This window comes from Streptomyces sp. NPDC100445 (assembly GCF_044759735.1).
In the GTDB taxonomy this organism is placed as follows: Bacteria; Actinomycetota; Actinomycetes; order Streptomycetales; family Streptomycetaceae; genus Streptomyces.
On record NZ_JBIVZV010000001.1, the window covers coordinates 1,123,358 to 1,146,347 of the forward strand.

Annotated in this window: 16 protein-coding genes; 4 read left to right on the forward strand and 12 right to left on the reverse strand. The window is 74.6% G+C overall.

Features of this window, described 5'->3' with window-relative positions:
- Positions 1 to 34: 34 nt before the first annotated feature.
- Entirely contained in the window at positions 35 to 1,102 is a 1,068-nt protein-coding gene (locus ACIQVT_RS04875) for a DUF6777 domain-containing protein (protein ID WP_403747507.1), read from the reverse strand.
- 123 nt (positions 1,103 to 1,225) lie between these two features.
- Here ACIQVT_RS04875 and ACIQVT_RS04880 point away from each other — a divergent pair, with 123 nt between their 5' ends.
- A complete protein-coding gene (locus ACIQVT_RS04880; protein ID WP_403747509.1) occupies positions 1,226 to 2,647 on the forward strand; it encodes a lipase maturation factor family protein in 1,422 nt (473 codons plus the stop codon).
- Between the two features lie 85 nt (positions 2,648 to 2,732).
- Here the strand turns inward: ACIQVT_RS04880 and ACIQVT_RS04885 are convergent, their stop codons facing one another.
- Both ACIQVT_RS04885 and ACIQVT_RS04890 read right to left on the reverse strand, forming a co-directional pair.
- On the reverse strand, positions 2,733 to 3,701 hold the full coding sequence (locus ACIQVT_RS04885; protein ID WP_403747512.1) for an aldo/keto reductase: 969 nt from the start codon (positions 3,699 to 3,701) through the stop codon (positions 2,733 to 2,735).
- A gap of 259 nt (positions 3,702 to 3,960) precedes the next feature.
- Complete coding sequence (locus ACIQVT_RS04890; protein WP_403747514.1) at positions 3,961 to 6,981, reverse strand: alpha-mannosidase; 3,021 nt, start codon at positions 6,979 to 6,981, stop codon at positions 3,961 to 3,963.
- A gap of 268 nt (positions 6,982 to 7,249) precedes the next feature.
- Between ACIQVT_RS04890 and ACIQVT_RS04895 the strand changes: the two genes are divergently transcribed.
- Positions 7,250 to 8,602 (forward strand): amidase, encoded by a 1,353-nt coding sequence (locus ACIQVT_RS04895; protein ID WP_403747516.1) that lies wholly within the window; start codon positions 7,250 to 7,252, stop codon positions 8,600 to 8,602.
- 45 nt (positions 8,603 to 8,647) lie between these two features.
- Here the strand turns inward: ACIQVT_RS04895 and ACIQVT_RS04900 are convergent, their stop codons facing one another.
- From ACIQVT_RS04900 to ACIQVT_RS04935, 8 genes are all read right to left on the reverse strand, one after another.
- Positions 8,648 to 9,133: a GNAT family N-acetyltransferase gene (locus tag ACIQVT_RS04900; protein ID WP_403747518.1), complete on the reverse strand. Its 486-nt coding sequence runs from the start codon at positions 9,131 to 9,133 to the stop codon at positions 8,648 to 8,650.
- Between the two features lie 57 nt (positions 9,134 to 9,190).
- Positions 9,191 to 9,364 (reverse strand): hypothetical protein, encoded by a 174-nt coding sequence (locus tag ACIQVT_RS04905; RefSeq protein WP_106980896.1) that lies wholly within the window; start codon positions 9,362 to 9,364, stop codon positions 9,191 to 9,193.
- Between the two features lie 483 nt (positions 9,365 to 9,847).
- Positions 9,848 to 11,359 carry an SDR family NAD(P)-dependent oxidoreductase gene (locus tag ACIQVT_RS04910; protein ID WP_403747521.1) on the reverse strand — a complete coding sequence of 504 codons (1,512 nt, stop codon included), beginning with the start codon at positions 11,357 to 11,359 and terminating at the stop codon, positions 9,848 to 9,850.
- Between the two features lie 129 nt (positions 11,360 to 11,488).
- Positions 11,489 to 12,817 carry a wax ester/triacylglycerol synthase family O-acyltransferase gene (locus ACIQVT_RS04915; protein ID WP_403747524.1) on the reverse strand — a complete coding sequence of 443 codons (1,329 nt, stop codon included), beginning with the start codon at positions 12,815 to 12,817 and terminating at the stop codon, positions 11,489 to 11,491.
- Between the two features lie 142 nt (positions 12,818 to 12,959).
- The gene (locus ACIQVT_RS04920; protein WP_403747528.1) at positions 12,960 to 15,281 is read right to left on the reverse strand and encodes a GH92 family glycosyl hydrolase; all 2,322 of its coding nucleotides are present in this window, start codon (positions 15,279 to 15,281) and stop codon (positions 12,960 to 12,962) included.
- 127 nt (positions 15,282 to 15,408) lie between these two features.
- Positions 15,409 to 16,629, reverse strand: coding sequence for a glucose-1-phosphate adenylyltransferase (glgC, locus tag ACIQVT_RS04925; RefSeq protein WP_403747532.1), 1,221 nt, complete (start codon positions 16,627 to 16,629; stop codon positions 15,409 to 15,411).
- Positions 16,630 to 16,679: 50 nt separating this feature from the next.
- Complete coding sequence (gene glgA, locus ACIQVT_RS04930) at positions 16,680 to 17,831, reverse strand: glycogen synthase (RefSeq protein ID WP_403747535.1); 1,152 nt, start codon at positions 17,829 to 17,831, stop codon at positions 16,680 to 16,682.
- A gap of 40 nt (positions 17,832 to 17,871) precedes the next feature.
- Positions 17,872 to 18,639 (reverse strand): (2Fe-2S)-binding protein, encoded by a 768-nt coding sequence (locus ACIQVT_RS04935; RefSeq protein WP_403747538.1) that lies wholly within the window; start codon positions 18,637 to 18,639, stop codon positions 17,872 to 17,874.
- 228 nt (positions 18,640 to 18,867) lie between these two features.
- On the opposite strand from ACIQVT_RS04935, the gene ACIQVT_RS04940 reads away from it, so the two are divergent.
- A complete protein-coding gene (locus ACIQVT_RS04940) occupies positions 18,868 to 19,980 on the forward strand; it encodes a DMT family transporter (RefSeq protein WP_403747542.1) in 1,113 nt (370 codons plus the stop codon).
- 31 nt (positions 19,981 to 20,011) lie between these two features.
- Here the strand turns inward: ACIQVT_RS04940 and ACIQVT_RS04945 are convergent, their stop codons facing one another.
- Positions 20,012 to 21,142 (reverse strand): transglycosylase family protein, encoded by a 1,131-nt coding sequence (locus ACIQVT_RS04945; RefSeq protein ID WP_403747942.1) that lies wholly within the window; start codon positions 21,140 to 21,142, stop codon positions 20,012 to 20,014.
- Positions 21,143 to 21,413: 271 nt separating this feature from the next.
- Here ACIQVT_RS04945 and gndA point away from each other — a divergent pair, with 271 nt between their 5' ends.
- Entirely contained in the window at positions 21,414 to 22,850 is a 1,437-nt protein-coding gene (gndA, locus tag ACIQVT_RS04950; RefSeq protein ID WP_403747546.1) for an NADP-dependent phosphogluconate dehydrogenase, read from the forward strand.
- Positions 22,851 to 22,990 lie beyond the last annotated feature (140 nt).

Below are 22,990 nucleotides of genomic sequence, written 5' to 3' on the forward strand. Positions count from 1 at the left end.
TCCGGGTGGTGGGTCGGACGGCCCGGAGCGGTGGTCACGACAACGGCGGACGGCGTGCCCGTGACGCCCGGACGGGCGGCCGGTGCGCTCCCGGCGGGCCGGGGTGGCCCGTGGCGGGGCGGCCGGTGTGCGCGGCACCGTCGGGACCGGGACCGGTCGGGCCGACGGTGGCCGGCTGGGGCGCGGGCACGACCCGGTCCCGGCCGACGTCCCGGCCCGTCCGGCGTTCGATCCAGAGGCGGGCGTCGACGTCGACCAGCATGAGGCTGTCGACGGCCCGGGGCGCCGGGCTCACCGCGATCACCCGGCTGGGCCGGTATCCGGGCCAGGCGGCACCACGGGCGTCCACGCCGTCGTGGTCCGCCGTGGGCGCGTCCAGCGGGTTGCCGCAGGCGCAGCGCACCCGGGGCACACCCCGGTCGTCGACCAGAACGGCGGTGCCGGCCTGGAGCACGGCCTGGTACCCGGCCGCCCGCCGGCCCCGGTAGGCGTGGCTGGTGACCCGGGTGTCCCGGCGCAGCGCGGCCGGGGTCAGGCCGCGCAGGAAACCCGGGAGGGCCGCCGCGGAGACGCCCACCGCGTGGGCGAAGGCGCCCGCCCTGGCCCGGTCCGCCGTGAGGGAGCCGATGTGCCGCTCGACGTCGCAGCCGGCGACGTGCGCGGTGCCCCGGTACAGGCCGGGGGTCGTCCCCGACAGGGTGTGGGCCGCGGGCAGCGGGGCGAAGATCCCGTCGTCGCCCGGCGCGGCGGACGAGGGCGGCACGGTCGGCGGTGGCGCGCTCCGGGGCGGCGCGGACACGGGCGGCGCGATCGGTGGCGGCGCGGACCGGAGCGGCGTCGTGGCGCCGGTGCGTCCGGGTGCCGGGCCGGTGGTGACGGTGGCGGTGGCCGGGGGCGCGGTGCGGGAGGCGGGGCCGGAGGCGGTGGCCGACGGCCCGGACCCGGACTCGGTGAAAGGTTCGGGACCGCGGTCGGTGGCGGCCTGGAGGAAGACCGTCTCGCCCACCCGGTCCTGCTTGACGCCGGAGCCGGCGCAGCCCGCGGCGAGGAGAGCGGCCGGGAGCACGCAGGCCGTGACGATGGATCGGGGAGGTATCCGCACCGCACACTCCGCATCACTCCGGGTGATTCTTCCCCATTGTGGGCATCGCCCGCGGCCGGTCGGCAACTCGGGAAAGGGTCGAGGGCGGCACCGGTGCCGCCGTACGGGAGGGGGCGCGCGGCCGTGGACTGGTTCACCGCACCCGGTTACTGGCTGAGCCGGCTGGTCCTCCAGCGGGCCCTGGCCGCCGTGTACCTGGTCGCGTTCCTGTCGGCGGCCCTCCAGTTCCGGGCGCTGCTGGGCGAGCGCGGCATGCTGCCGGTCCCCCGCTTCACGGCCCGGGTGCGGTTCCGACGCGCCCCGAGCCTGTTCCAGCTGCACTACTCCGACCGGTTCTTCGCCACCGTCGCGTGGACGGGCTGCGCGGTGTCGGTGGCCCTGCTCGCCGGGGCGGACTCCGCGCTGCCGCTGTGGGCGGGCGTCGTGCTGTGGTTGGTGCCGTGGGCGCTGTACCTGTCGATCGTCAACGTGGGCCAGACGTGGTACGCGTTCGGCTGGGAGTCGCTGCTGCTGGAGACGGGGTTCCTCGCCGCGTTCCTCGGCAACGACGACGTGGCGCCACCCGTCGTCGTCCTCTTCCTGCTGCGCTGGATCCTGTTCCGGGTGGAGTTCGGCGCCGGGCTGATCAAGCTGCGCGGCGACGCGTGCTGGCGGGAACTGACCTGCTTGTACTACCACCACGAGACGCAGCCGATGCCGGGCCCGCTGAGCTGGTTCTTCCACCATCTGCCGGCCCCCCTGCACCGGGTGGAGGCGGCGGCCAACCACGTCACCCAGCTCGTCGTGCCGTTCCTGCTGTTCACACCCCAGCCGGTCGCCTCGGTCGCGGCGGCTCTGATGATCGTCACCCAGCTGTGGCTGGTGCTCTCCGGCAACTTCTCCTGGCTGAACTGGATCACCATCGTGCTGGCCGTGTCCGCGCTGCGGCTGCCCGGTCCCGCGCCGTCCGTGGGTCCGGCGCCGCTGTGGTACGAGGTGCTGGTGCTCGCGGTCGCCGCGCTGCTGCTGTTCCTGAGCCACCGCCCGGTGATGAACATGATCTCCCGTCGGCAGGTCATGAACCGCTCGTTCGACCCGCTGCACCTGGTGAACACGTACGGGGCGTTCGGCAGCGTCAGCCGGGTCCGCCACGAGGTGGTGGTCGAGGGCACGCTCGACGGCACCCCGCGCGAGGACTCCGACTGGCGGGAGTACGCCTTCCGCGGCAAGCCCGGCGATCCCCGGCGCTGGCCGCGCCAGTTCGCCCCCTACCACCTGCGCCTGGACTGGCTGATGTGGTTCGCGGCGCTGTCCCCCGGTTACGCCGGGGAGTGGTTCGGCGGCCTGGTGGAACGCCTGCTGGACAACGACCGTGACACGCTGCGGCTGCTCCGGGCCTCCCCGTTCCCGCCGGACACCCCGCCCCGCTACGTCCGGGCCCGGCTGTTCCGGTACCGCTACACGAGCCCGCGGGAGCGGCGGGAGACGGGGGCGTGCTGGGAGCGGACGTACGTACGGGAGTACCTGCCGCCCACCCGGCTGACGGGGCCGGCCCGGAAGCGGTAGTGCCGCCGTACGGTCCCAGGTGAGCCGGGGCGGGGCTCGCCGGACGCCGGGCGACGCCCGAGGGTTCCGGTCCGCGGGACGGCTCTCAGGCCGGCGCCCCGGGCGGCGGTGGACCGCCCTCGCCGAGTTCCCGCCAGAAGGCGTCCGGCACCGCCGTGGCGAACCGGTCGGCGCAGTCGTGGACCTCGGCCGCCGACCGGGCGCCGACCAGGACGCTCGCCACGGCAGGGTGCGCGGCGCAGAAGGCCAGGGCGGCGGCGCGCAGGGTGGTGCCGTGCCGGGCCGCCAGCGCCTCCAGCCGCAGGGCGCGCTCCAGCAGGTGCGCCGGTGCCCGCGTGTAGTCGTACGTCGCCCCGGGGGTGGGGTCGGCCAGCAGACCGGAGTTGAACGGGCCGCCGATGACGACGGACACCCCGCGCCGCGCGGCCTCGGGCAGCAACTCCGCCGCCGCGCTCCGGTCGAGCAGGGTGTAACGACCCGCGCAGAGCACCACGTCCACGTCGGTGTCGCGGACGAACCGGGTGAGCATCTCCGTCTGGTTCATGCCGGCGCCGATGGCACCGACCACGCCCTCCGAGCGGAGCCGCTCCAGGGCGGGGTAGCCCTCGCGGAAGGCCTGTTCGGCGTGGTCGTCGGGGTCGTGGAGGTAGACGACGTCGACGCGGTCCAGACCGAGGCGGTGCAGGCTGGCCTCCAGGGTGCGGCGGACGCCGTCGGCGGTGAAGTCCCAGACGCGGCGGTGGGTCGCGGGGACGGCGAACCCGTGGTCGAGGTCGTCGCCGGTCCCGTCGGCCGGGTCGAGGCGGCGGCCGACCTTCGTGGACACGGTGTAGTGGGCGCGGTCGTACTCCCGCAGGGCGGCGCCCAGGCGGCGTTCGGACAGGCCGAGGCCGTAGTGGGGCGCGGTGTCGAAGTAGCGGATGCCGCGCTGCCACGCGGCCCGCACCGTCGCGTGCGCCTGCTCGTCGTCCACCGGGGTGTAGAGGTTGCCGAGGGGGGCGGTGCCGAGGCCCAGGGGGCCGACCTGGACGCCGCTGCGGCCCAGGGCGGTCACCGGTCCACCGCCGGCCGCGGTCGCGGGGCCCGCGTGCCGCCGTCGCCGGCGGGGGCGGGGGCCGTTCCGGGGAGGCGGAGGTCGTGGGGGCGGGCAGGGTCGTGGGACACGGGGGCCCTTTCCGAGGACGACTGCGGTGGCCGGCGGACGTGGGCATGCTTACCAGACCGATGCGGCGACGCAACAGCCCGCTGCGGCACCCACGTCGGTGGGGTGGAGCGATGGCCGTGCTCCCGGCGCGGTCCCGCCCGGTGCCCGGTCAGCCCCGGCGCAGCCGCAGCGTCATCAGCTCGAACGGCCGCAGTCGTACGGTGATCCGCCGGCCCTCGCGCCGCGGCGGCGGTCCGTCGGCGCCGGGCCGCTCCAGCAGGTCCGTCACCCTGACGTCCGCGACCTCGAAGCCGGCGGTGAGGGTGGCGCGGGCCCGGCCGCCGTGGGCCTCGTGGAAGCGGACGACGACGTCCCCGCTGCCGTCGTCGGCGAGTTTCACCGCCGTGACGACCACCGCGTCGTCGTCCACCGTGATCAGCGGGACCACCGGCCCCGCGCCGGTCGTGCGCCGTTCCGGCAGGTTGATCCGCCAGCCCTCGCGGACCGCGTCGGCGATCGAGGCACCGGGCACCAGGGCGTGCCGGAAGCGGTGCACGCCCTGGTCGGTCTCCGGGTCGGGGAAGCGGGGGGCGCGCAGCAGTGACACCCGGACCGTCGTCGTCGTACCGCGGTCGCCGTCGGTGCGGACCGTACGGGCCACGTCGTGGCCGTACGTCGAGTCGTTGACGACCGCGACGCCCCAGCCGGGCTCCGCCACGTGGACGAAACGGTGGTTGCACGCCTCGAAGCGGGCCGCGTCCCAGGAGGTGTTGGTGTGGGTGGGGCGGTGGACGTGCCCGAACTGGGTCTCGGCGGCGTACCGTTCGGCGTGCACGTCGAGGGGGAAGGCCAGCTTCAGGAACTTCTCCGTCTCGCGCCAGTCGACCTCGGTGTCGATGAGCAGGCGTCGCTCCCCGGGCGGCAGGGACAGCACCTGGGTGACGCGGGACGCGCCGAAGGCCCGCGTGACCCGGACGGACGCGCCGTCCTCCCCGGCCGTGACCGACTCGGCGGCGGTGAGGTCGGTGACGGTGTTGCGGTAGAAGGAGTCGACGTCCCAGGCGTCCCACATGTTGGGGAAGTCGGGGTGGAGCTGGAGGAGGTTCGCGGCGGCTCCGGGGGCGACCGACTCGCGGTCGGCCGCGGGATCGTAGACGGAGACGATCAGCCCGCGGGCGTCGACGCCGATCCGCAGCAGGCCGTTGTCCAGGGTGAACCCGCCGCCCTCGCGGGGCGCCGTGGCCGTGTCGCCAGGGTCGGCCGGCGTGGCGGCGCCGCCCGCCGGGACACCGTGGCGGGCGTGCGGTGCCGCGTTGAACAGCAGCGGGGTGGTCCCCTCCCCGGCCAGCGCGCGCTGGGCGGAGTCGATGACCGCGGTCAGTTCGTCGGCCAGCCGCCGGTAGGTCGACCGGGCCTCGCGGTGCACCCAGGCGATGGAGGACCCGGGCAGGATGTCGTGGAACTGGTGCAGCAGGACCGTCTTCCAGACGCGGTCCAACTCCTCGTACGGGTAGGCGTGTCCGGTGCGCACGGCCGCTGTCGCCGCCCACAGCTCGGCCTCGCGCAGCAGGTGTTCGCTGCGCCGGTTGCCCCGCTTGGTGGCGGCCTGGCTGGTGAGGGTGGCGCGGTGCAGTTCGAGGTACAGCTCGCCCACCCAGACGGGTGGTTCGGGGTATTCGGCCTCGGCCTTCTCGAAGAACGCGCGCGGCGTCTCCCACGCGACGGCCGCGGAGCCCTCCAGGTCGCGCAGCCGGGCCGCCCGGGCGACCATCTCACGGGTCGTGCCGCCACCTCCGTCACCCCAGCCGGTGGGAGCGAGGGAGTGCCGGGCCCTGCCCTTCTCCCTGAAGTTGCGGGCCGCGTGGGCGACCTCGGCACCGCTCATCGAGCAGGTGTAGGTGTCGACGGGCGGGAAGTGGGTGAAGATCCGGGTGCCGTCGATGCCCTCCCACCGGAACGTGTGGTGCGGGAAGCTGTTCGTGCGCGACCAGGACATCTTCTGCGTCAGCAGCCAGCGGGAGCCGGCCGCCCTGATGATCTGCGGCAGTCCCGCGGCGAAACCGAAGGTGTCCGGCAGCCACACCTCCTGGTTCTCGATGCCGAACTCGTCGAGGAAGAACCGCTTGCCGTGCACGAACTGCCGGGCCATCGCCTCCGAACCGGGCATGTTGGTGTCCGACTCCACCCACATCCCGCCGGCCGGCACGAACCGCCCTTCGGACACGGCCTCCTTGACGCGCGCCCACACCCCGGGCCGGTGCTCCTTCAGCCAGGCCCACTGCTGCGCCTGCGACATGGCGAACACGAACTCCGGCTCGTCCTCGATGAGCGCGGTCATGTTGGCGGCCGTACGGGCCACCTTGCGGACGGTCTCCCGCAGCGGCCACAGCCACGCCGAGTCGATGTGCGCGTGCCCGACGGCGCTGATCCGGTGGGCGGACGGCGCCGCGGGCACGGACAGCACCCCGGTCAGCCGTGCCCGCGCCCGGGCCGCGGTGCCGTTCACGTCCTGGAGGTCGACGGCGTCCAGGGCGTGTTCGACCGCCCGCAGGACGTCCCAGCGGCGCGCTGAGTCCACGGGCAGCTCGGCCATCAGCTCGCCGAGCACCTCCAGGTCCCGCACCAGTTGCCACACGTCCTCGTCGAAGACGGCCAGGTCCATGCGGGCGAGCGTGTACTGCGGCTGGCGACCGGCGGTGTCCCGGTCCCCGAGCGGGGTGGGCCGGAACGGGTGGCGGCCGAGGACGACCGGGTTCGAGGCGGCCTCGACGTGCAGGCACACCTCCTCGCCGCCCTCGGCGGGGGCACCGACGCGCACCCACTGGTTGCGCGGCCCGAGGCCCTTCACCGGGGTGCCGTCGGGACGGTGCACCAGGCCCTCGCACTGGAAGCCGGGCATGCTGTCGTCGAAGCCCAGGTCCAGCAGTGCCTCCACGGTCCGCCCGGCCCACGCCTCGGGCACGGTCCCGGTCACCCGGAACCAGCTGGTGCCCCACGGGGCGCCCCACCGGGCGCCCACCTCGATCGGTTCGTGCGCGGCGGCGATGCCCTCCGCGACGGGCACGGGTTCGCCGGGCGCGTGCCACACCGCGACGCGGAGCGGCACCGACTCGGGGTACACGGCGGGGCGGATGCGTTCGGCGAGGACGCGTCCGAGGCGGGCCTCCACCAGAGTGCGGTCGTCGTGCATGCGGGACACTCCCTTGCTGCGTCGGGGACCGGGGCTCGCGCGGGCTGCGGGGGTGCGTGCCGGCCGCGCGGGCCGACGAGGTCTACAGCTCCCCCGCGGCGCGCGCCGCGAACCGTGCGGCCCGTCCCCCCGTGCCCGGAGCGGGCCCCGGCCCGGTCCCGGGCGATCGGTCCCCGCCGGCCCGTCCCGGACCCTCGACGTACGGTGCCCGCAGCGGGCAGAGTTCTCCCTGCCCGTCTTCCCTACCGATCAGTAACGAGGAGCGCCCGTGAGCAGCTGGGCCGGCCGGACCGCTGTCGAGATCGCCGCCGCCGTCCGCGAGAGGCGGGTCACGCCCCGGGAGGTGGTGGCCGAGCACCTCGCCCGGATCGACCGGCTCGACGCACGGGTCGGCGCCTTCCGCACGGTCCGGGGAAAGGCGGCGCTCGCCGAGGCCGACGAACTGGCCGCCCGCGCCGACCTCGGGGAACTGCCGCTGGCCGGCGTGCCGTTGGCGGTGAAGGACAATCTGTCGGTGCGCGGCGAGTCGCACCGCGACGGCACCACCGCCACCCCGGACACCCCGGCCGCCGAGGACCACGTCACGGTCGCCCGGCTGCGGGCGGCCGGCGCGGTGGTGGTGGGCCTGACGAACGTGCCCGAGCTGTGCGTGTTCGGCACCACGGAGGGCCCGTTCGGCACCGCCCGCAATCCGTGGGACCTCTCCCGCACGGCGGGCGGCTCCTCGGGCGGCAGCGCGGCGGCGGTCGCGGCGGGTCTGGTGCCGCTGGCCCTCGGCAACGACGGGATGGGCTCGCTGCGCATACCGGCCGCCCACTGCGGGCTCGTCACGCTGAAGCCGGGGCCCGGCGTGGTCCCGGCCGGGATCGGCAACGGCGACTGGTTCGGCATGTCGGAGAACGGCCCGCTGGCCACGACGGTCGGTGATCTGCGGCTGATGTTGGCGGTCCTCGCGGACACGGCGTTCGAGCGCCGGGAGGAGCGGACACCCCGGCGGATCGCCGCCGCCGTGCGCAGCCCGCTCACCGGGGTGAGCGTCAGCCGGCCGTACACGACCGCGGTGCGGGAGGCCGCCGGCGTGCTGGCGCGGGCCGGGCACCAGGTGCGGCGGGCCGAGCCGCCTTACCCGGCATCGCTGGGGGTGACGGCGCTGCGGCACTGGACGGCGGGGACGGCGGTGGACGCCGAGGGCCTGGACCCGGCGCGGCTGGCCCGCCGGACCCGGGTCCACGCGAGCGTGGGCCGCCGTTTCGTCGGCGGGGTCCGCACCGGCGACGCCCGTGAGCGGCTGCGCGCCCGGCTGACCCCGTTCCTCAGCGCCTACGACGTCCTGCTCACCCCGGCGCTGGCCCGGCGCTCCCCGCAGGCCGGACCGTGGCACGAACGCGGCTGGCTGCGCAACGTCCTGGTGAACACCGCCTGTTCGCCGTTCACGCCGGTGTGGAACCTGACGGGCTGGCCCGCGATGTCCGTCCCCTTCGGCACCCTGCCGTCCGGTGCCCCGTGCGCCGTCCAGCTGGTGGGCCGCCCGGGAGCGGAGGCGGTCCTGCTGGAGGTGGCGCAGGAACTGGAGGAGCTGAGTCCGTGGCGGCGTACGGCGCCCCTGCCGAACCGGTCGTAGCGGGGCGAGCCGGGGCGGGCGGCGGCCGGTGTCGCGGACGAGTCGTCAGTCCAGCGCCCGGTACATGATGTGCAGGCCGACCGGGCCGTGCCGGGGGTGGTCGTAGGCCTCCGGGACGGTGCCGAGCACGGTGAAGCCGAGGGAGGTCCAGAGCCCGACGGCGGGGTTCGTCTCGACCACGGCGTTGAAGACCATCGCGCGGTACCCGTGGGCCCTGGCCTCGGCGAGGACGTGCTCGGCGAGGGCGCGGCCGACGCCCCGGCCGGCGTGGTCGGGGTCGACCATGAAGCCGGCGTTGGCGACGCGGGCGGCGGGGCCGCCGTAGTTGGGGGTGAGGTAGGCGGAGCCGACCACGGTTCCGGCCGGGTCCTCGGCGACGTAGACCCGCTTGGCCGGGTCCATCCACAGGGTGCGGGCGGCTTCCTCGGTGGTGTCCGGGTCCCAGGTGTACGTCTCGGCCCCGGCGACGATGCGGTGCCAGAAGGGCCAGATGCGCGGCCAGTCCGCGGCCACGGCTTCTCTGATCGGCATGGGCGTGAGTCTGCCACGCCCACGCGTGCGGCGATCGCGACGGGTCCGACCCGGGGGTCAGTCCACGCTCGGCAGGATGTGGGGCTCGGCGAGGTCGTCCTCGTAACCCGCGAGGCGGATCGGGGCGGACCGGGCCCACACGTCCAGGCTGCCGAGTTCTCCGGGCCGGCGGCCCGCGCGCTCCGTGCGTTCCTTGGGGCGCTGTTCGCGATTCGTCTTCTCCGGTGTCACCGCGCACTCCTTATGTGTCGGTCACCCTCGGGGCGCGCCGGACGGTCTGCGCTCCGGCGTTCGAGCCCGTTCGGGCCTGGATGGAAGGCCAGTTCGGACGCGGTGGCGCCGGTGTCTCAGGACGGAGCAGGCCGTTGTCGACCGGCTCACCCCAGGACGGACGATGGGTGTGGGTGGGACCCCGTGCTGCTGTCCGTCCACCCCAGATTAACCAAATGAGCGGCCATCCGCTCGATAGGGAGTGAAAACAAGGTGTAACCAATACACTTCGCGGGGTTCTCAATACCCCTCAATATGAGGGTTTTTATGACGAACCGCATCACTCGTGCGCCCCGGCGAATCACCCACTCGGGCGATATCCGCGAACACGCCGCCGAATCGGCCGCCTCCACGCGCCCGTCCGGGGCGGGGCGGACCGCGGCCGTCCGAGTGACGGCCGTTCGGGTGGCGTGTCCCGGAGCCGGACACGCCACCGGGCGCCGGTCACCACTTGCCGGGCGCGTAGTCCTTCATGAAGACGCCGTACAGGTCCTCGCCCGACTCGCCCCGCACGATCGGGTCGTAGACGCGGGCGGCGCCGTCGACCAGGTCGAGGGGGGCGTGGAAGCCGGCCTCGGCGAGGCGGACCTTGTCCGGGTGCGGGCGCTCGTCGGTGATCCAGCCGGTGTCCACGGCCGTCATCAGGATGCCGTCCTTCTCGAACATCTCCTGCGCACTGGTGCGCGTGAGCATGTTCAGGGCGGCCTTGGCCATGTTGGTGTGCGGGTGGCCGGCGCCCTTGTAACCGCGTTCGAAGACACCCTCCATGGCGGAGACGTTCACGATGTAGGTGCGGGGGGACTTCGCCGCCGCCATCGCCGGGCGCAGCCGGCTGATGAGGATGAAGGGGGCCGTGGAGTTGCAGAGCTGGACCTCCAGCAGCTCCACCGGGGTCACCTCCTCCACCGTCTGCACCCAGCTGTTGGTGTCGTGCAGGTCGGGCACCAGGCCTCCGGCGTCGATGGCCGTACCGGCCGCGATCCGCTCCAGCGACGCCGAGCCGGAGACCAACGCGAGACCGGTGACGTCCTGGGCGGTCAGCGCGCCGCCGCCGGCGACCGGGAGCTGGGCCACCGCGCCGGAGCCGAAGGTGCCGATCACCTCGGAGGCCGGCAGCTCGCCGGCGGGCAGCGGCGCGGACTCGGCGGCGACCAGCTCGCTGTACGCCTGCGGGGAGCGCCGTACCGTCTGTGCCGCGTTGTTGATCAGGATGTCGAGCGGGCCCTCCGCCGTGACGGAGTCGGCGAGGGCGACCACCTGGGCGGGATCGCGCAGGTCGATGCCGACGATCTTCAGGCGGTGGATCCACTCGTCGCTGTCGGGCTGGGCCTTGAAGCGGCGGACGGCGTCGTTGGGGAAGCGCGTCGTGATGGTGGTGTGGGCGCCGTCGCGCAGCAGGCGCAGCGCGATGTACATGCCGATCTTGGCCCGGCCGCCGGTGAGCAGCGCGCGCTTGCCGGTGAGGTCGGCGCGGGCGTCCCGCCGGGCGCGGTTCTCGTCGGCGCACCGCTGGCAGAGCTGGTGGTAGAAGTAGTCGACCTCGACGTAGCGCTGCTTGCAGATGTAGCAGGAGCGCGGGCGCTGGAGTATGCCCGCGATCCGGCCCTCGTCGACCTTGGAGGAGGGCAGGACGCCCTCGGTCTCGTCGTCGATGCGCTCGGCGGAGCCGGTGGCGGTCGCCTCGGTGACGGCGCGGTCGTGCGCGGTCTTGGCGGCCCGGCGCTCCTGGCGGCGGCGCTGCTTGACCGTGCGGTAGATGTGCGAGGTGGCCCGGCGCACCCTGATCGCGTCGGGGTGGTCGACATCGAGCCGGTCCAGCTCCTCCAGCACGTCCAGGCAGACGGCGAGCCGCTCGGGGTCGATACCGGGCCCGAAGACCACCTCGTCCATGGAGGCGTCCGTGGGGACGTCCATGGGGACCTCCATGGACGCGGAACCGTCCTCTGTCACCGTCATCGCGCTGCCGTTTCCCTGATCACCCGCGCAGCGCTCCGACTCGCGCCCGCTTTCGAACGGAGAATTTTACGGAGCGCACGGCCCCAGCACCAAATGCCCCGTTCCCCGGGCGCCCGGCGCACTCCCGGCTCAGTGCCCGCAGACCCCCAGCAGCGTCTCCAGCTCGGCCGACACCGCGTGGGCGAACCGGTCCAGGTCCGGCACGGCCTCGGCGTCGGCGACCAGCCCGTAGTGCACGCGCCCGCAGTACGTGGAGATCGCCACCGCGAGCGCCTGCCCGGGCGCCAGCGGGGCCAGCGGGTACACCTCGGTCAGCTGGTTGCCGCCGAGCCGCAGCCCGAGCCCGGGCAGCGGCACGCTGGTGACGAGGATGTCGAACCACAGCCGGGCGGCCTGGCCGACCAGGGGCCCGCCGAGCCGGTGGCCGAGCGCGGGCACGTGGTCGGCGAGCAGCGCCACCGCGCCGGCGCCCCGGTCGGGACCCGCGTCCTTGTTGCGGACCATCGCGGTGCGCACCCGGTCGAGGCGGCCGAGCGGGTCGGCCTCGTGCACCGGAAGCGGTATCAAGTACCCGGAGAGCCGGTTGCCCGGGTGGCCGGTGTGGTGGCGGCGCCGGGAGACGGGGATCAGCGCGCGGGGCGCCACCCCCTTGCTGCCGTCGCCGCGCTCGTCGAGCCAGCGGCGCAGCGCCCCGGCGACGACGGCGATCAGCACGTCGTTCACGGTGCCGCCGGCGCTCTTGCGCACCCGGTGCACGTCGTCGATGTCGACGACGACCCCGGCGGTGCGGCGGGTGCCGCTGGGCGCGCAGGCCAGCGCGGAGGTCGGCCGCATCCCGAGGGTGGAGCGGGCCAGCGAGGCGCCGATGTCCAGGGCCCGGCCCACGTCGGACAGCGCGCCCCTGACCAGGTCGGGGACGAGTCCGGGCAGCCGGCGCACGTCGGACAGCAGCCCGCGCGGCGGCTCGACGGGGCGGGGCGCGCGCTCGGGCAGCTCCAGGGGGTCGAGGATGCCGGCGGCGAGCTTCAGCGCGCGCAGTCCGTCGGCGAGGGCGTGGTGGAACTTGAACAGCACCGCGAAGGACACCCCGTCCTCGCCGGGCAGCACGTGCGCCTCCCAGGGCGGCCGGTCGCGCTCCAGCGGGCGTTCCATGAGCCGGCCGGCCGTGGCGTGGAAGTCGGCGGTCGGGGCGTGCAGCCGCACGTGGTCGAGCGGATCGAAGTCCGGGACGCTCTCGCGGGTGGCACCGCCGAAGGCGAGCGGCTGCCAGACGTCGCGGATGCGCAGGCGCAGGCCGGGTACGGCGGCGGCGCGGGCGGCGAGCAGGTCGGCGGCGTGGGCGCCGGCGGTGGGCGAGCGGGCGGCGAACAGGCCGAGCGCGCCGAGGTGCATGGGGTGCCGGTCGGACTCCATGTTCCAGAAAGCCAGATCGAGGGGGGCGAGCAGATCGGAGGTCACGGGCTTTCCTCACGCGGCGATGACGGATGACCAGAAGTCAAACCCCGGCGCACGATCACGGTCAAGCACGGTCACGCTACGGATCGTGACGGTCCGGTGGCGGCCCGCTCCGCCGGACGGGACGGGCCGCAGGACACGGGGGTCACCTCAGGACGGGTGGTGCCGCGCCGGGTCCCGTACCCCACTCGGACGGGCGCGGGCCGACCGTGAACGCGAGGGAGCGCAGCGAGCGCAGCGCCCGGGTCGTCAGGTAGGTCCGGCGGTGCGGCGTGCCGTCGGTGCGGACGGCCTGGACATAGCGGTCGGTGGCCGAGGTGCCCGGCGCGCGCACGGTCAGCCGGCCTTCCGGCCAGTAGGCGCGGTCCAGGGTCAGGTCGACGCGGTCGAACACCGGGGTGGTCAGGCCCCAGGTGTCGTAGCCGGGCTGGACCGGGAAGAGACCGATGGACGACAGCACGTTCCAGGCGGACATGGTGCCGAGGTCGTCGTTGCCGGTGATGCCGGTGGGGCTGTCGGTGAACAGGGTCAGGGCCGCGTGCACCACGTCCGTGGTCTTCCAGGGCTGCCCGGTCGACAGGTAGGTGTAGGGGGCGATCAGGTCCGGTTCGTTCTGCGGGTTGTAGGTGGCGGCGTTGTAGTAGGCGTACGGGTCTCCGTGCACCCAGACCTCGCGGGCGGTCCGCTCCGGGTCGGCGAGCAGCCGGTCGTAGGCGAAGAAGGCGTCCAGGCGGTCGTCGGCGGCGCGGGCGCCGCCGAACAGGGCGGCCATGCCGGGCAGGTCCTGCGGGACGAGCCACTGGTACTGCCAGGCGGTGCCCTCGTGGAAGCCGACGCTGCGGGCGGGGTCGGCCGGGCCGGCGAAGGCGCCGGAGGCGTCGCGGGCCCGGAAGAACCCGGTGGCGGGGTCGAAGATGTTCCGGTAGTTCCGTGAGCGGGCCGCGTAGCGGGCGGCGTCCTCCTCGTGGCCGAGGCCGCGGGCCATCTGGGCGAGCATGGCGTCGGCGAGGGCGTACTCCAGCGTGACGGAGGCGCCCTGGTGGTAGTCGGAGTCGCCCATCTTGGCGTAGGGGCGGCCCTTGACGTAGGGCGCGAAGCCGTGGGCGATGTACTCGGCGGCGGCCTCCCGGCCGACGCCCGGGTTCTCGGCCGGCGGCACTCCGTCGGCGTTCTTGCGCAGGGCGCGGTAGGTCCGCTCCTCGAAGCCGCGCAGCAGCCCCATGTGGTAGGCGGTGGTCAGGAACGGGGTGACCGGGTCGCCGGTCATGATGTTCGTCTCGACCGGGCCGTACCCCCACTTCGGCAGCCAGCCGCCGTCCTCGTCGATCGCGACCACCGAGCGGGCCATGTCGCGGGCCTCGCGCGGGGCGAGCAGGGCGAGGAGCTGGGCCTGGGTGCGGTAGGTGTCCCACAGCGACCAGTTCTGGTAGTACGTGAAGCCCCGGGCGCGGTGGGTCCGGCGGTCCCAGCCGAAGTAGCGGCCGTCGGCGTCGCTGCCGACGTTCGGGGCGAGGTAGGACCGGTACAGCGAGGAGTAGAAGGTGCGGCGGAGCGTGCGCGTGCCGCCCCGCACGCGGACGGCGGCGAGCCGGTCCTCCCACTCCTGGCGGGCGCGGCGGCGCACGGCGTCGAAGGACCGGCCGCCCTCGGCGCGCAGGTTGCCGGCGGCGCCGCGCGCGTCGACGTAGGACAGGGCGGTGGTCGCCTCGACGGTGCGGTCCCCGGTGGTGTCGAAGCGGACGTAGGCACCGCCGTGCCCGGTGCGGGCACCCGGGGTGACGGTCCCGCCGTCCCAGGTGCCGTACGCGATGAAGGGCCGGCTGAACCGGGTGATCGTGTAGACGGTGTACGGGCCGGTGTCCCGGCAGAAGCCGTGGCCGGAGATCTCCGTGCGCACGGTGTGGTCGTCGAGGATCTCCACCGCGCTGCCGGCGGGCTTGTGCAGCGACTGGGCGGCGTTCAGCAGGACGTTGGCCCTGCTGGTCGCCGGGAAGGTGTAGCGCTGCACCCCGGTGTGGGTGGTCGCGGTCAGTTCGGCCCGGATGCCGGAGTCGAGGCCCACCCGGTAGTAGCCGGGGCCCGCCTCCTCGTCGTCGTGGGAGAAGTCCGCCGCGTATCGGGCGTAGTCCGTCTCGGTGACGTCGCCGGTGGTGGGCAGCACGGGCAGGTCGCCGCCGATGCGGCAGCCGACGCCCGAGAGGTGCACCAGGGAGAAGCCGCGGACGCTGTGGTGCGCGTAGTCGTAGCCGGTGCTGTGCCCGGTGTCCGGCGAGAGCTGCACCATGCCGAAGGGCACGGCCGCGCCGGGGAAGGTGTTGCCCTCGTTCCGCGTCCCGATGAAGGGGTTCACCAGGTCGGTGAGGTGGCCGTCGGTCCGCTCGGCGGCCCGTGCGGCGGGGGTGGCGACCAGCGCGGACGCCGCCATCACCCCGGCCAGACACAGCCGCGTGCGCCGGGTCCCTCTCATGTCGGATGACCTCCGCAGGTTCGACGTCGTTGCCTGCATCGTGAGGGGCGAACGGCGTGAACCCGGGCATTTTCGCCGGGACGGCGCGGAGCGCGTCGCGGGGCGGGCGCCCCTGACGGGGTGTCCGTCAGGGGACCCGCTGCCCCTTGCCCAGCGCGATGACGCCGCCCTTGGAGACGGTGTACAACTCGGCGTCGCGCTCCGGGTTGACGCCGATCGTCGCGCCGGGCGGCACCTCCACGTTCTTGTCGAGGACCGCGCCGCGGACCACCGCGCCCCGCCCGACGTGCACGTTGTCGTGGAGCACGGAGCCCTGCACGACCGCGCCCGGGTCGACCCGCACCCCGGGAGACAGCACCGAGCGGCTGACCTGTCCGCGGATCAGGCAGCCGGCGCTGATGATGGACTCGCTGGCGATGCCGCCCGCGTTGAACCGGGCCGGGGAGAGCTGGTACGAGTGGGTGTAGATGGGCCACTGCCGGTTGTACAGGTTGAACGCGGGCCGCTCGGCGATCAGGTCCATGTGGGCCTCGTAGTAGGCGTCCAGGGTGCCCACGTCCCGCCAGTAGCCCTGGTCGCGGGTGGTCTCGCCGGGCACGTGGTTGTCGCTGAAGTCGTACAGCTGGGCCTCGCCGCGCGCCGTGAGCTGGGGCAGGATCGAGCCGCCCATGTCGTGCACGGACTGCGTGTCCTCCGCGTCCCGTTGCAGCGCCTCGATCAGCGCCTTGGTGGTGAAGATGTAGTTGCCCATCGAGGCGAACACGCATCCCGGGTCGTCGGGCAGCCCCGGCGGATCGGCGGGCTTCTCCAGGAAGCGTTCCACCGTGACCCCGTCCGAGCCCGGCGTGATCACCCCGAACGACGGGGACTCCGCGCGCGGCACCCGGATGCCGGCCACCGTGACTCCCGCGCCGCCCTCGATGTGCTGCGCCAGCATCTGCCGCGGGTCCATGCGGTAGACGTGGTCGGCGCCGAACACGGCCACGTACTCGGGCTGTTCGTCGTGGACCAGGTTCAGCGACTGGAGGAGCGCGTCGGCGCTGCCCAGGTACCAGCGCGGGCCGAGCCGCTGCTGCGCCGGGACCGGGGTGACGTAGTTCCCGAGCAGGCTGGACATCCGCCAGGTGGTGGTGATGTGCCGGTCCAGCGAGTGCGACTTGTACTGGGTCAGCACGCAGATGCGCAGCACGTCGGCGTTGACCAGGTTGGACAGCACGAAGTCCACCAGGCGGTAGGTGCCGCCGAAGGTGACCGCCGGTTTGGCCCGGTCCGCGGTGAGCGGCATCAGGCGTTTGCCCTCGCCGCCCGCCAGCACGATCCCGAGCACGGAAGGCCCTCCACGACGCATGCCCGCTCCCCTCACCCTGGTTGAACCATGGTTGCCCCGAGCGGGCCGGACTAAGCCTCCTTGAGGATCTCCTCGTACAGTCCGACCGTACGGCGGGCGACCGCGTCCCAGCCGAACTCGTCCACCGCGCGCGCCCGTCCGGCCTCCCCCATCCGCCGCGCCGCCGCCGGGTCACCGAGCACGGTGTCCAGCGCCCGGGCGAGCCCGGACTCGAGATCCTCGTCCGCGTCGACCAGCAGGCCGGTGCGGCCGTCGTCCACGACCTCGGGGATACCGCCCACCCGGGAGGCGACGACGGGCGTGCCGCAGGCCATCGCCTCCAGGTTGACGATGCCGAGCGGCTCGTACACCGAGGGGCAGGCGAACACGGCCGCCCGGGTGAGGAGTTGGATCACCTCCGGGCGCGGCAGCATCTGCGGGATCCAGAACACGCCCGACCGGACCCGGCGCAGCTCCTCGAACAGCTCCCGGAACTCCCGGTCGATCTCCGGGGTGTCGGGCGCGCCGGCGCACAGCACCACTTGGACCCCGGGGTCGATGTCCCGTACCGCGCGCAGCAGATGGGGGACGCCCTTCTGCCGGGTGATGCGACCGACGAACAGCACGTAGGGACGCGCGGGGTCGATGCCGTGCCGGGTCAGGGCGTCGGTGCCGTGGTCGGGGCGGTACAGCCCGGTGTCGATGCCGTTGTGCACGACGTGCACCCGGGCCGGGTCCAGCGCCGGGTAGCACGCCAGGATGTCCTCCCGCATGGCGCCCGAGACGGCGATCACCGCGTCGGCGGCCTCGACCGCGGTGCGCTCCGCCCAGCCCGACAGGGCGTACCCGCCGCCGAGTTGCTCGGCCTTCCAGGGGCGCAGCGGCTCCAGCGAGTGGGCGGTGACGACGTGCGGGACGCCGTACAGCAGCTTGGCGACGTGGCCCGCCAGGTTGGCGTACCAGGTGTGGGAGTGGACGAGTTCACGGCCTTCCAGGGCGGCGGCCATGGCGAGGTCCACCGAGAAGGTGCGCAGCGCGTCGTTGGCCCCGTCCAGGGCGGACCAGGGGCGGTGGCGTACGACACCGGCGCCGCGTCCCTCGCCCCAGCAGTGCACCTCCAGGTCCACCAGCGAGGCCAGTTCGCGGGCGAGGAACTCCACATGGACACCGGCGCCGCCGTACACGTCCGGGGGGTACTCCCGGCTCAGCAGTCCCACTCGCACCCGACAACTCCCTGGTCTCGGTGGCACGTCTCCCTCATGGTCACCCAGATGCGGCGCGCGGGGAAGGGCCCGGGACACGGGTGAGGCAGCAGTCACCGCACAGCCCGCCGCCGGGGACGCGGTAGTACAGGCAGCAGCTGCGGCGGCGGAAGGCCGTGCCGTCGCGGGCACCGGTGGCCCGCAGCAGGGGGTGGGTGAACAGGGCGTCCGTGAGCGCGCGGCAGCGTTCCGCGACGTCGGTACGGCCGTGGAGGCGGGCCCAGCGGTCCAGTTCGCGGGCCGTCGCGGCGAGCGCGGAGCCGGCGTTGCCCCGCAGCAGCTCCGTCGCGACGCCGTGCCGGGCGCGCAGGACCGCGCCCAGGGGTTGCAGGTGGGCGTCAAGGACGGCGGCGGCGACGGTGTCCGCGTCGCCGGGCAGCGGGCGCACCTCGGTGAGCCACAGGTCGTCGGGGACGGGGGCGAGGGCGTCCCAGCGGAGCAGGCCCGGGTCCAGGCGGGGCAGCCGGCCGTACAGCACGGCGCAGCCCAGCGCGGCCGACCACAGCCGGGCGGCCAGCCCCTGCTGGGCGAGGGAGGCGGCGACCCGGGGTTCGGCGGTGCCCGTCCGGGCGGCGACGGTGGCGACCCGCAGCGCCAGCGCGTCGCGCCGGCCGTCCGCCGCCGAGCCCGCGTAGGTCTCGGCGAGGGTCGGGAGCCGGTGCGGCCCGGTGGCGTCGCCGGCCGCTGCCGGGTGCGGGGGCGGCAGGGTGCGCAGGACGAAGAAGCCGCCGAGGGAGCGCAGCGCGTCGAGGCCGGGGTCGAGGTCCACGACAGGCACTACTACCAGGCCCGTCGCCGGTCCGGCCGCGCGGGGCCCCGGCCCGCCTCCCCCTGCCAGAGGATGACCGGCCGGGGTGCCTACTCCATCGGCAGTAGGACGCAGTGAGGCCTCAGGTACGACGACGGGAAGGGCGTCACCCGGCAGAGTGTTCCGCATGGAAGCCGACCGCCCGTCACGCCGGGTCCGGACCCCGCGCCGTACGCCGGGAGGACGCCGATGAGCGCCCTGGCGCTGTCCGTGCTCCTGTCGCTGGTCTCCGCCGTCGCCTACGCGGGCGGGGCCGTCGTGCAGGAGCGGGTCGCGGTGTCCGCCCCGCGGGAGGCGTACCTGCCGGTGCGCCGCCCGGGCTGGTGGGGCGCGCTGGCGCTGAACGGTCTCGGCGGTGTGCTCCACGTCGTGGCGCTAGCCTGCGGTCCGCTGAGCCTCGTCCAGCCGCTGGGCGCGCTGACCATCGTCTTCGCGCTGCCCCTGGCGGCGCTGTGCGTCGGACGCAGGGCCGGTGCGACGGCCTGGCGCGGCGCCCTACTGGCCACGGTGGGCCTCGCCGGACTGTTGTCCCTGGTCGGGGCCTCCGGTACGCACTCCCTCTCCACGGCCCAGCGGGTGTCGGCCGCCCTCGTCACCGGCGCGGCGGTGGTGGCGCTGATGTGCGCGGGGCGGGCCGCGCACCGGCGTCCGGCGGTGCGCAGTGTTCTGCTCGCCACCGCCGCCGGTATCGCGTTCGGCATGTCGTCGGTGTTCACCAAGACCGTCGCCGTGGACTGGGGTCTGGGCGTCGGCGCGGCCGACCTGGCCTCGCTCGCGGTGGTCTGCCTGTTCGCGGCGGCCGGCGTGCTGCTGTCCCAGGCCTCCTACCGGGGCGGCGGGCTCACCGCCCCGCTGGCCACCCTGACGGTCGTCAACCCGGTGCTGGCCGCCGTGGTGGGCGTCGTCCTGTTCGGCGAGACGTTCCGCCACGGCGGCACCGGCACGGCGCTGGCGCTGGCCTGCGCGGCGGTGGCGACGGGCGGCCTGGTCATGCTGACGACGGAACGGACCGAGGGCGCGCCGGCGCCCGCGGGGGCGGCGCCCGAGGCCGCGGTGCCGTCCGCCGCGGACGTGGCGGCGCGGGACGCGGCGGGGGGACTCGTCGTCGTACCGCGGCAGCGCACGGTGGAGTCCGGCGCCGGGCCGGCCGGGCCGGCGCCGCGTGAGCTGCCCGGACCGGACGCCGGCGGCGGGGCGGATGTCCAGGGCGTGTTCCCCGCGTGGTACGCCCCGCTGCCCGCGGGCGTGCACGTGCCGCTGCCGGTGCTCGACCGGCGGCACCGCGCACGCGTCGGTTCCTGAACGAGCGCGCGGTGGCCGCGGGTGCGGCGGGTCACAACCGGACGCCGCCGGCGCGGAGATAGGCGAGCGGGTCGATGTCCGAGCCGAAGTCCGGGCCCGTGCGCACCTCGAAGTGCAGGTGCGGTCCCGTGACGTTGCCGGTGGCGCCGGAGCGGCCGAGGCGCTGGCCCGCGGCGACGCTCTGCCCGGCCCGCACGGAGATCGCCGACAGGTGGGCGTACTGCGTGTAGCGGCCGTCGGCGTGCCGGAGCACCACCTGGTAGCCGTACGAGCCGCCCCAACCCGCGGACACCACGTGTCCGGCCTCGACCGCCTTCACGGTCGTACCGGTCGGCACCAGGAAGTCGACACCGGTGTGGTAACCCTTCGACCAGTGCGAGCCGGCCACGCGGTAGCCGGTGCCGATGGACGCCGTCACCGGGGCGACGAGCGCGTGCCGGGTCGGGGGCGTGCCGGGGTGGGTGGTGCGGTGGGGCGGGGGTGCCTTCCTCGGGGGCGCCGTCCTGGTGTGGCCGCCGCTCAGGCTGAGCCGCTGGCCCGGCACGATCAGGTCGGGATCGGCGCCGATCGTCGTGCGGTTGCCCGCGTACAGGGCGCGCCAGCCGCCGCTGACCCGGTGGTCGCCGGCGATGCCGGAGAGCGTGTCGCCGTGCACCACCGTGTACATCTCGGCGCTGCCCGCGCGGGACTGCGGCGTGGTCTGCGGGCGTACGTCCTGCACCGCGCGGCGGGTCTGGGCGGGGTGGGCGGCGGCGGTCTCCGTGTGCACCCCGGGGCTGCCGCCGCCGCGGGTGAGCCCGGCGGACCCCGAACACACCGGCCAGGCGCCCGGCCCCTGTCCGTCGAGAACCTTCTCCGCCACGGCGATCTGCTGGTCCCGGGTGGCCAGGTCGGCGCGCGGCGCGTACCGCGTGCCGCCGTACGCGTCCCAGGTGGAGCGGGTGAACTGGAGGCCGCCGTAGAAGCCGTTGCCGGTGTTGATGCTCCAGTTGCCGCTGGACTCGCACGCGGCGACCTTGTTCCAGGTGGCCACGTCGGCGGCGCTCGCGGTGCCGGCGGCGACCAGCGGGATCGCGAGGCCGGCACCGCCCGCCGTGACGGTGAGTGAGGCTCGGTTGATCCTGTTCGGCTGGTACCGGCGGTGCCGACCGCGTACGGCCATGTCCGACTTCCCCTCGGCGTGCGTCAGGAGGGGCAAAAGTAAGGGCAGCGAACTGGCCATGACAAGACGGTATTTCGGCCGCCCGGTCCCGGAGGGTGGCCGGTAACGTCCCTCGCCCCGCCGGACGGGCCGGTGGGTGAGGCGTAAGGCACCGTCGCCGCGTACACATGCGTGGCGGGTCGCAAGTGCGCTCGCCACAGCGGCACGCCAGGATGGGCGAGGGCCCGTACTGACGGAGCCGTAGTCACGAGGCAACCAGGGAGCAGGCGGTATGAGCACTTCAGCGCAGATCGGCGTCACAGGCCTGGCGGTCATGGGCCGCAACCTCGCCCGGAACTTCGCGCGCAACGGCTACACGGTCGCCGTGCACAACCGGACCGTGTCGCGCACCCGGGCGCTGGTGGAGGAGTTCGGGCACGAGGGCGACTTCGTCGCGGCCGAGAGCGCGAAGGACTTCGTCGCGGCCCTGGAACGCCCGCGCCGCCTGGTCGTCATGGTGAAGGCGGGCGAGCCGACGGACGCCGTCATCGAGGAGTTCGCTCCGCTCCTGGAGCCCGGTGACATGATCATCGACGGGGGCAACGCGCACTTCGCGGACACCCGCCGCCGGGAGCGCGAGCTGCGCGAGCAGGGCATCCACTTCGTCGGCACGGGCATCTCCGGCGGCGAGGAGGGCGCGCTGCACGGGCCGAGCATCATGCCGGGCGGATCGGTGGAGTCGTACGAGTCCCTGGGCCCGATGCTGGAGAAGATCTCCGCGAAGGCCGCCGACGGGGCGCCGTGCGTGACCCACGTGGGCCCGGACGGCGCCGGGCACTTCGTGAAGATGGTGCACAACGGCATCGAGTACGCCGACATGCAGCTCATCGGCGAGGCGTACCAGCTGCTGCGCGACGTCGCCGGTTACTCCCCCGCGCAGATCGCCGACATCTTCCGCACCTGGAACACCGGCCGGCTCGACTCCTACCTGATCGAGATCACCGCCGAGGTGCTGTCCCACGTGGACGCCGGCGGCGAACCGTTCGTGGACGTCGTCGTCGACCAGGCCGAGCAGAAGGGCACCGGCCGCTGGACGGTGCAGATCGCCCTGGACCTGGGCGTGCCGGTGTCGGGCATCGCGGAGGCGGTGTTCGCCCGGTCCCTGTCGGGCCACGCGGCGCTCCGGGAGGCCTCGCGGGGGCTCGCCGGGCCGAAGCCGGTCCCCCTCGGCGGGTCGGAGGCGGCGGCCTTCGCCGACCGGGTCGAGCAGGCGCTGTACGCGTCCAAGATCGTGTCGTACACGCAGGGGTTCCACGAGATCGCCGCCGGCAGCGAGGAGTACGGCTGGGACATCGACCTCGGCGAGGTCGCCTCCATCTGGCGCGGCGGCTGCATCATCCGGGCGGCCTTCCTGGACCGCATCCGCACCGCGTACGACGCCCGGTCCGACCTGCCGAGCCTGCTGTCCGACGAGACCTTCGCCCGGGAGATCGCCGCCGCGCAGGACGACTGGCGCGAGGTGCTCGTCGCCGCGACCCGGCAGGGCGTGCCGACCCCGGGGTTCGCGGCCGCCCTGGCCTACTACGACGCGCTGCGCGCCGAACGCCTCCCGGCCGCCCTGACCCAGGGCCAGCGCGACTTCTTCGGCGCCCACACCTACCGCCGGGTGGACCGGGAGGGCGCGTTCCACACGCTGTGGGGCGGGGACCGGTCCGAGGTGTCGGCCTAGGGTGCGGCAGCGGGTAGACGGGCGGGGCGGGGGGGGGCCCCCGGGGGGGGCCCCCCCCCCGCCCCGGGGGGGGGGGGGGGGGGGCGGGGGGCGGGGGGGGGGGGGGTGTGGTGCCCCCCCCCCCGCCGGGGGTCGCGGGG

Bases quoted from the DNA above. Each gene is read 5' to 3' on its own strand.
- ACIQVT_RS04890 (WP_403747514.1), bottom strand. From the start codon at position 6,981: ATGCACGACGACCGCACTCTGGTGGAGGCCCGCCTCGGACGCGTCCTC.
- ACIQVT_RS04900 (WP_403747518.1), bottom strand. From the start codon at position 9,133: ATGCCGATCAGAGAAGCCGTGGCCGCGGACTGGCCGCGCATCTGGCCC.
- ACIQVT_RS04910 (WP_403747521.1), bottom strand. From the start codon at position 11,359: ATGACGGTGACAGAGGACGGTTCCGCGTCCATGGAGGTCCCCATGGAC.
- ACIQVT_RS04920 (WP_403747528.1), bottom strand. From the start codon at position 15,281: ATGAGAGGGACCCGGCGCACGCGGCTGTGTCTGGCCGGGGTGATGGCG.
- glgC (WP_403747532.1), bottom strand. From the start codon at position 16,629: ATGCGTCGTGGAGGGCCTTCCGTGCTCGGGATCGTGCTGGCGGGCGGC.
- ACIQVT_RS04940 (WP_403747542.1), top strand. From the start codon at position 18,868: ATGAGCGCCCTGGCGCTGTCCGTGCTCCTGTCGCTGGTCTCCGCCGTC.
- ACIQVT_RS04945 (WP_403747942.1), bottom strand. From the start codon at position 21,142: ATGGCCGTACGCGGTCGGCACCGCCGGTACCAGCCGAACAGGATCAAC.
- gndA (WP_403747546.1), top strand. From the start codon at position 21,414: ATGAGCACTTCAGCGCAGATCGGCGTCACAGGCCTGGCGGTCATGGGC.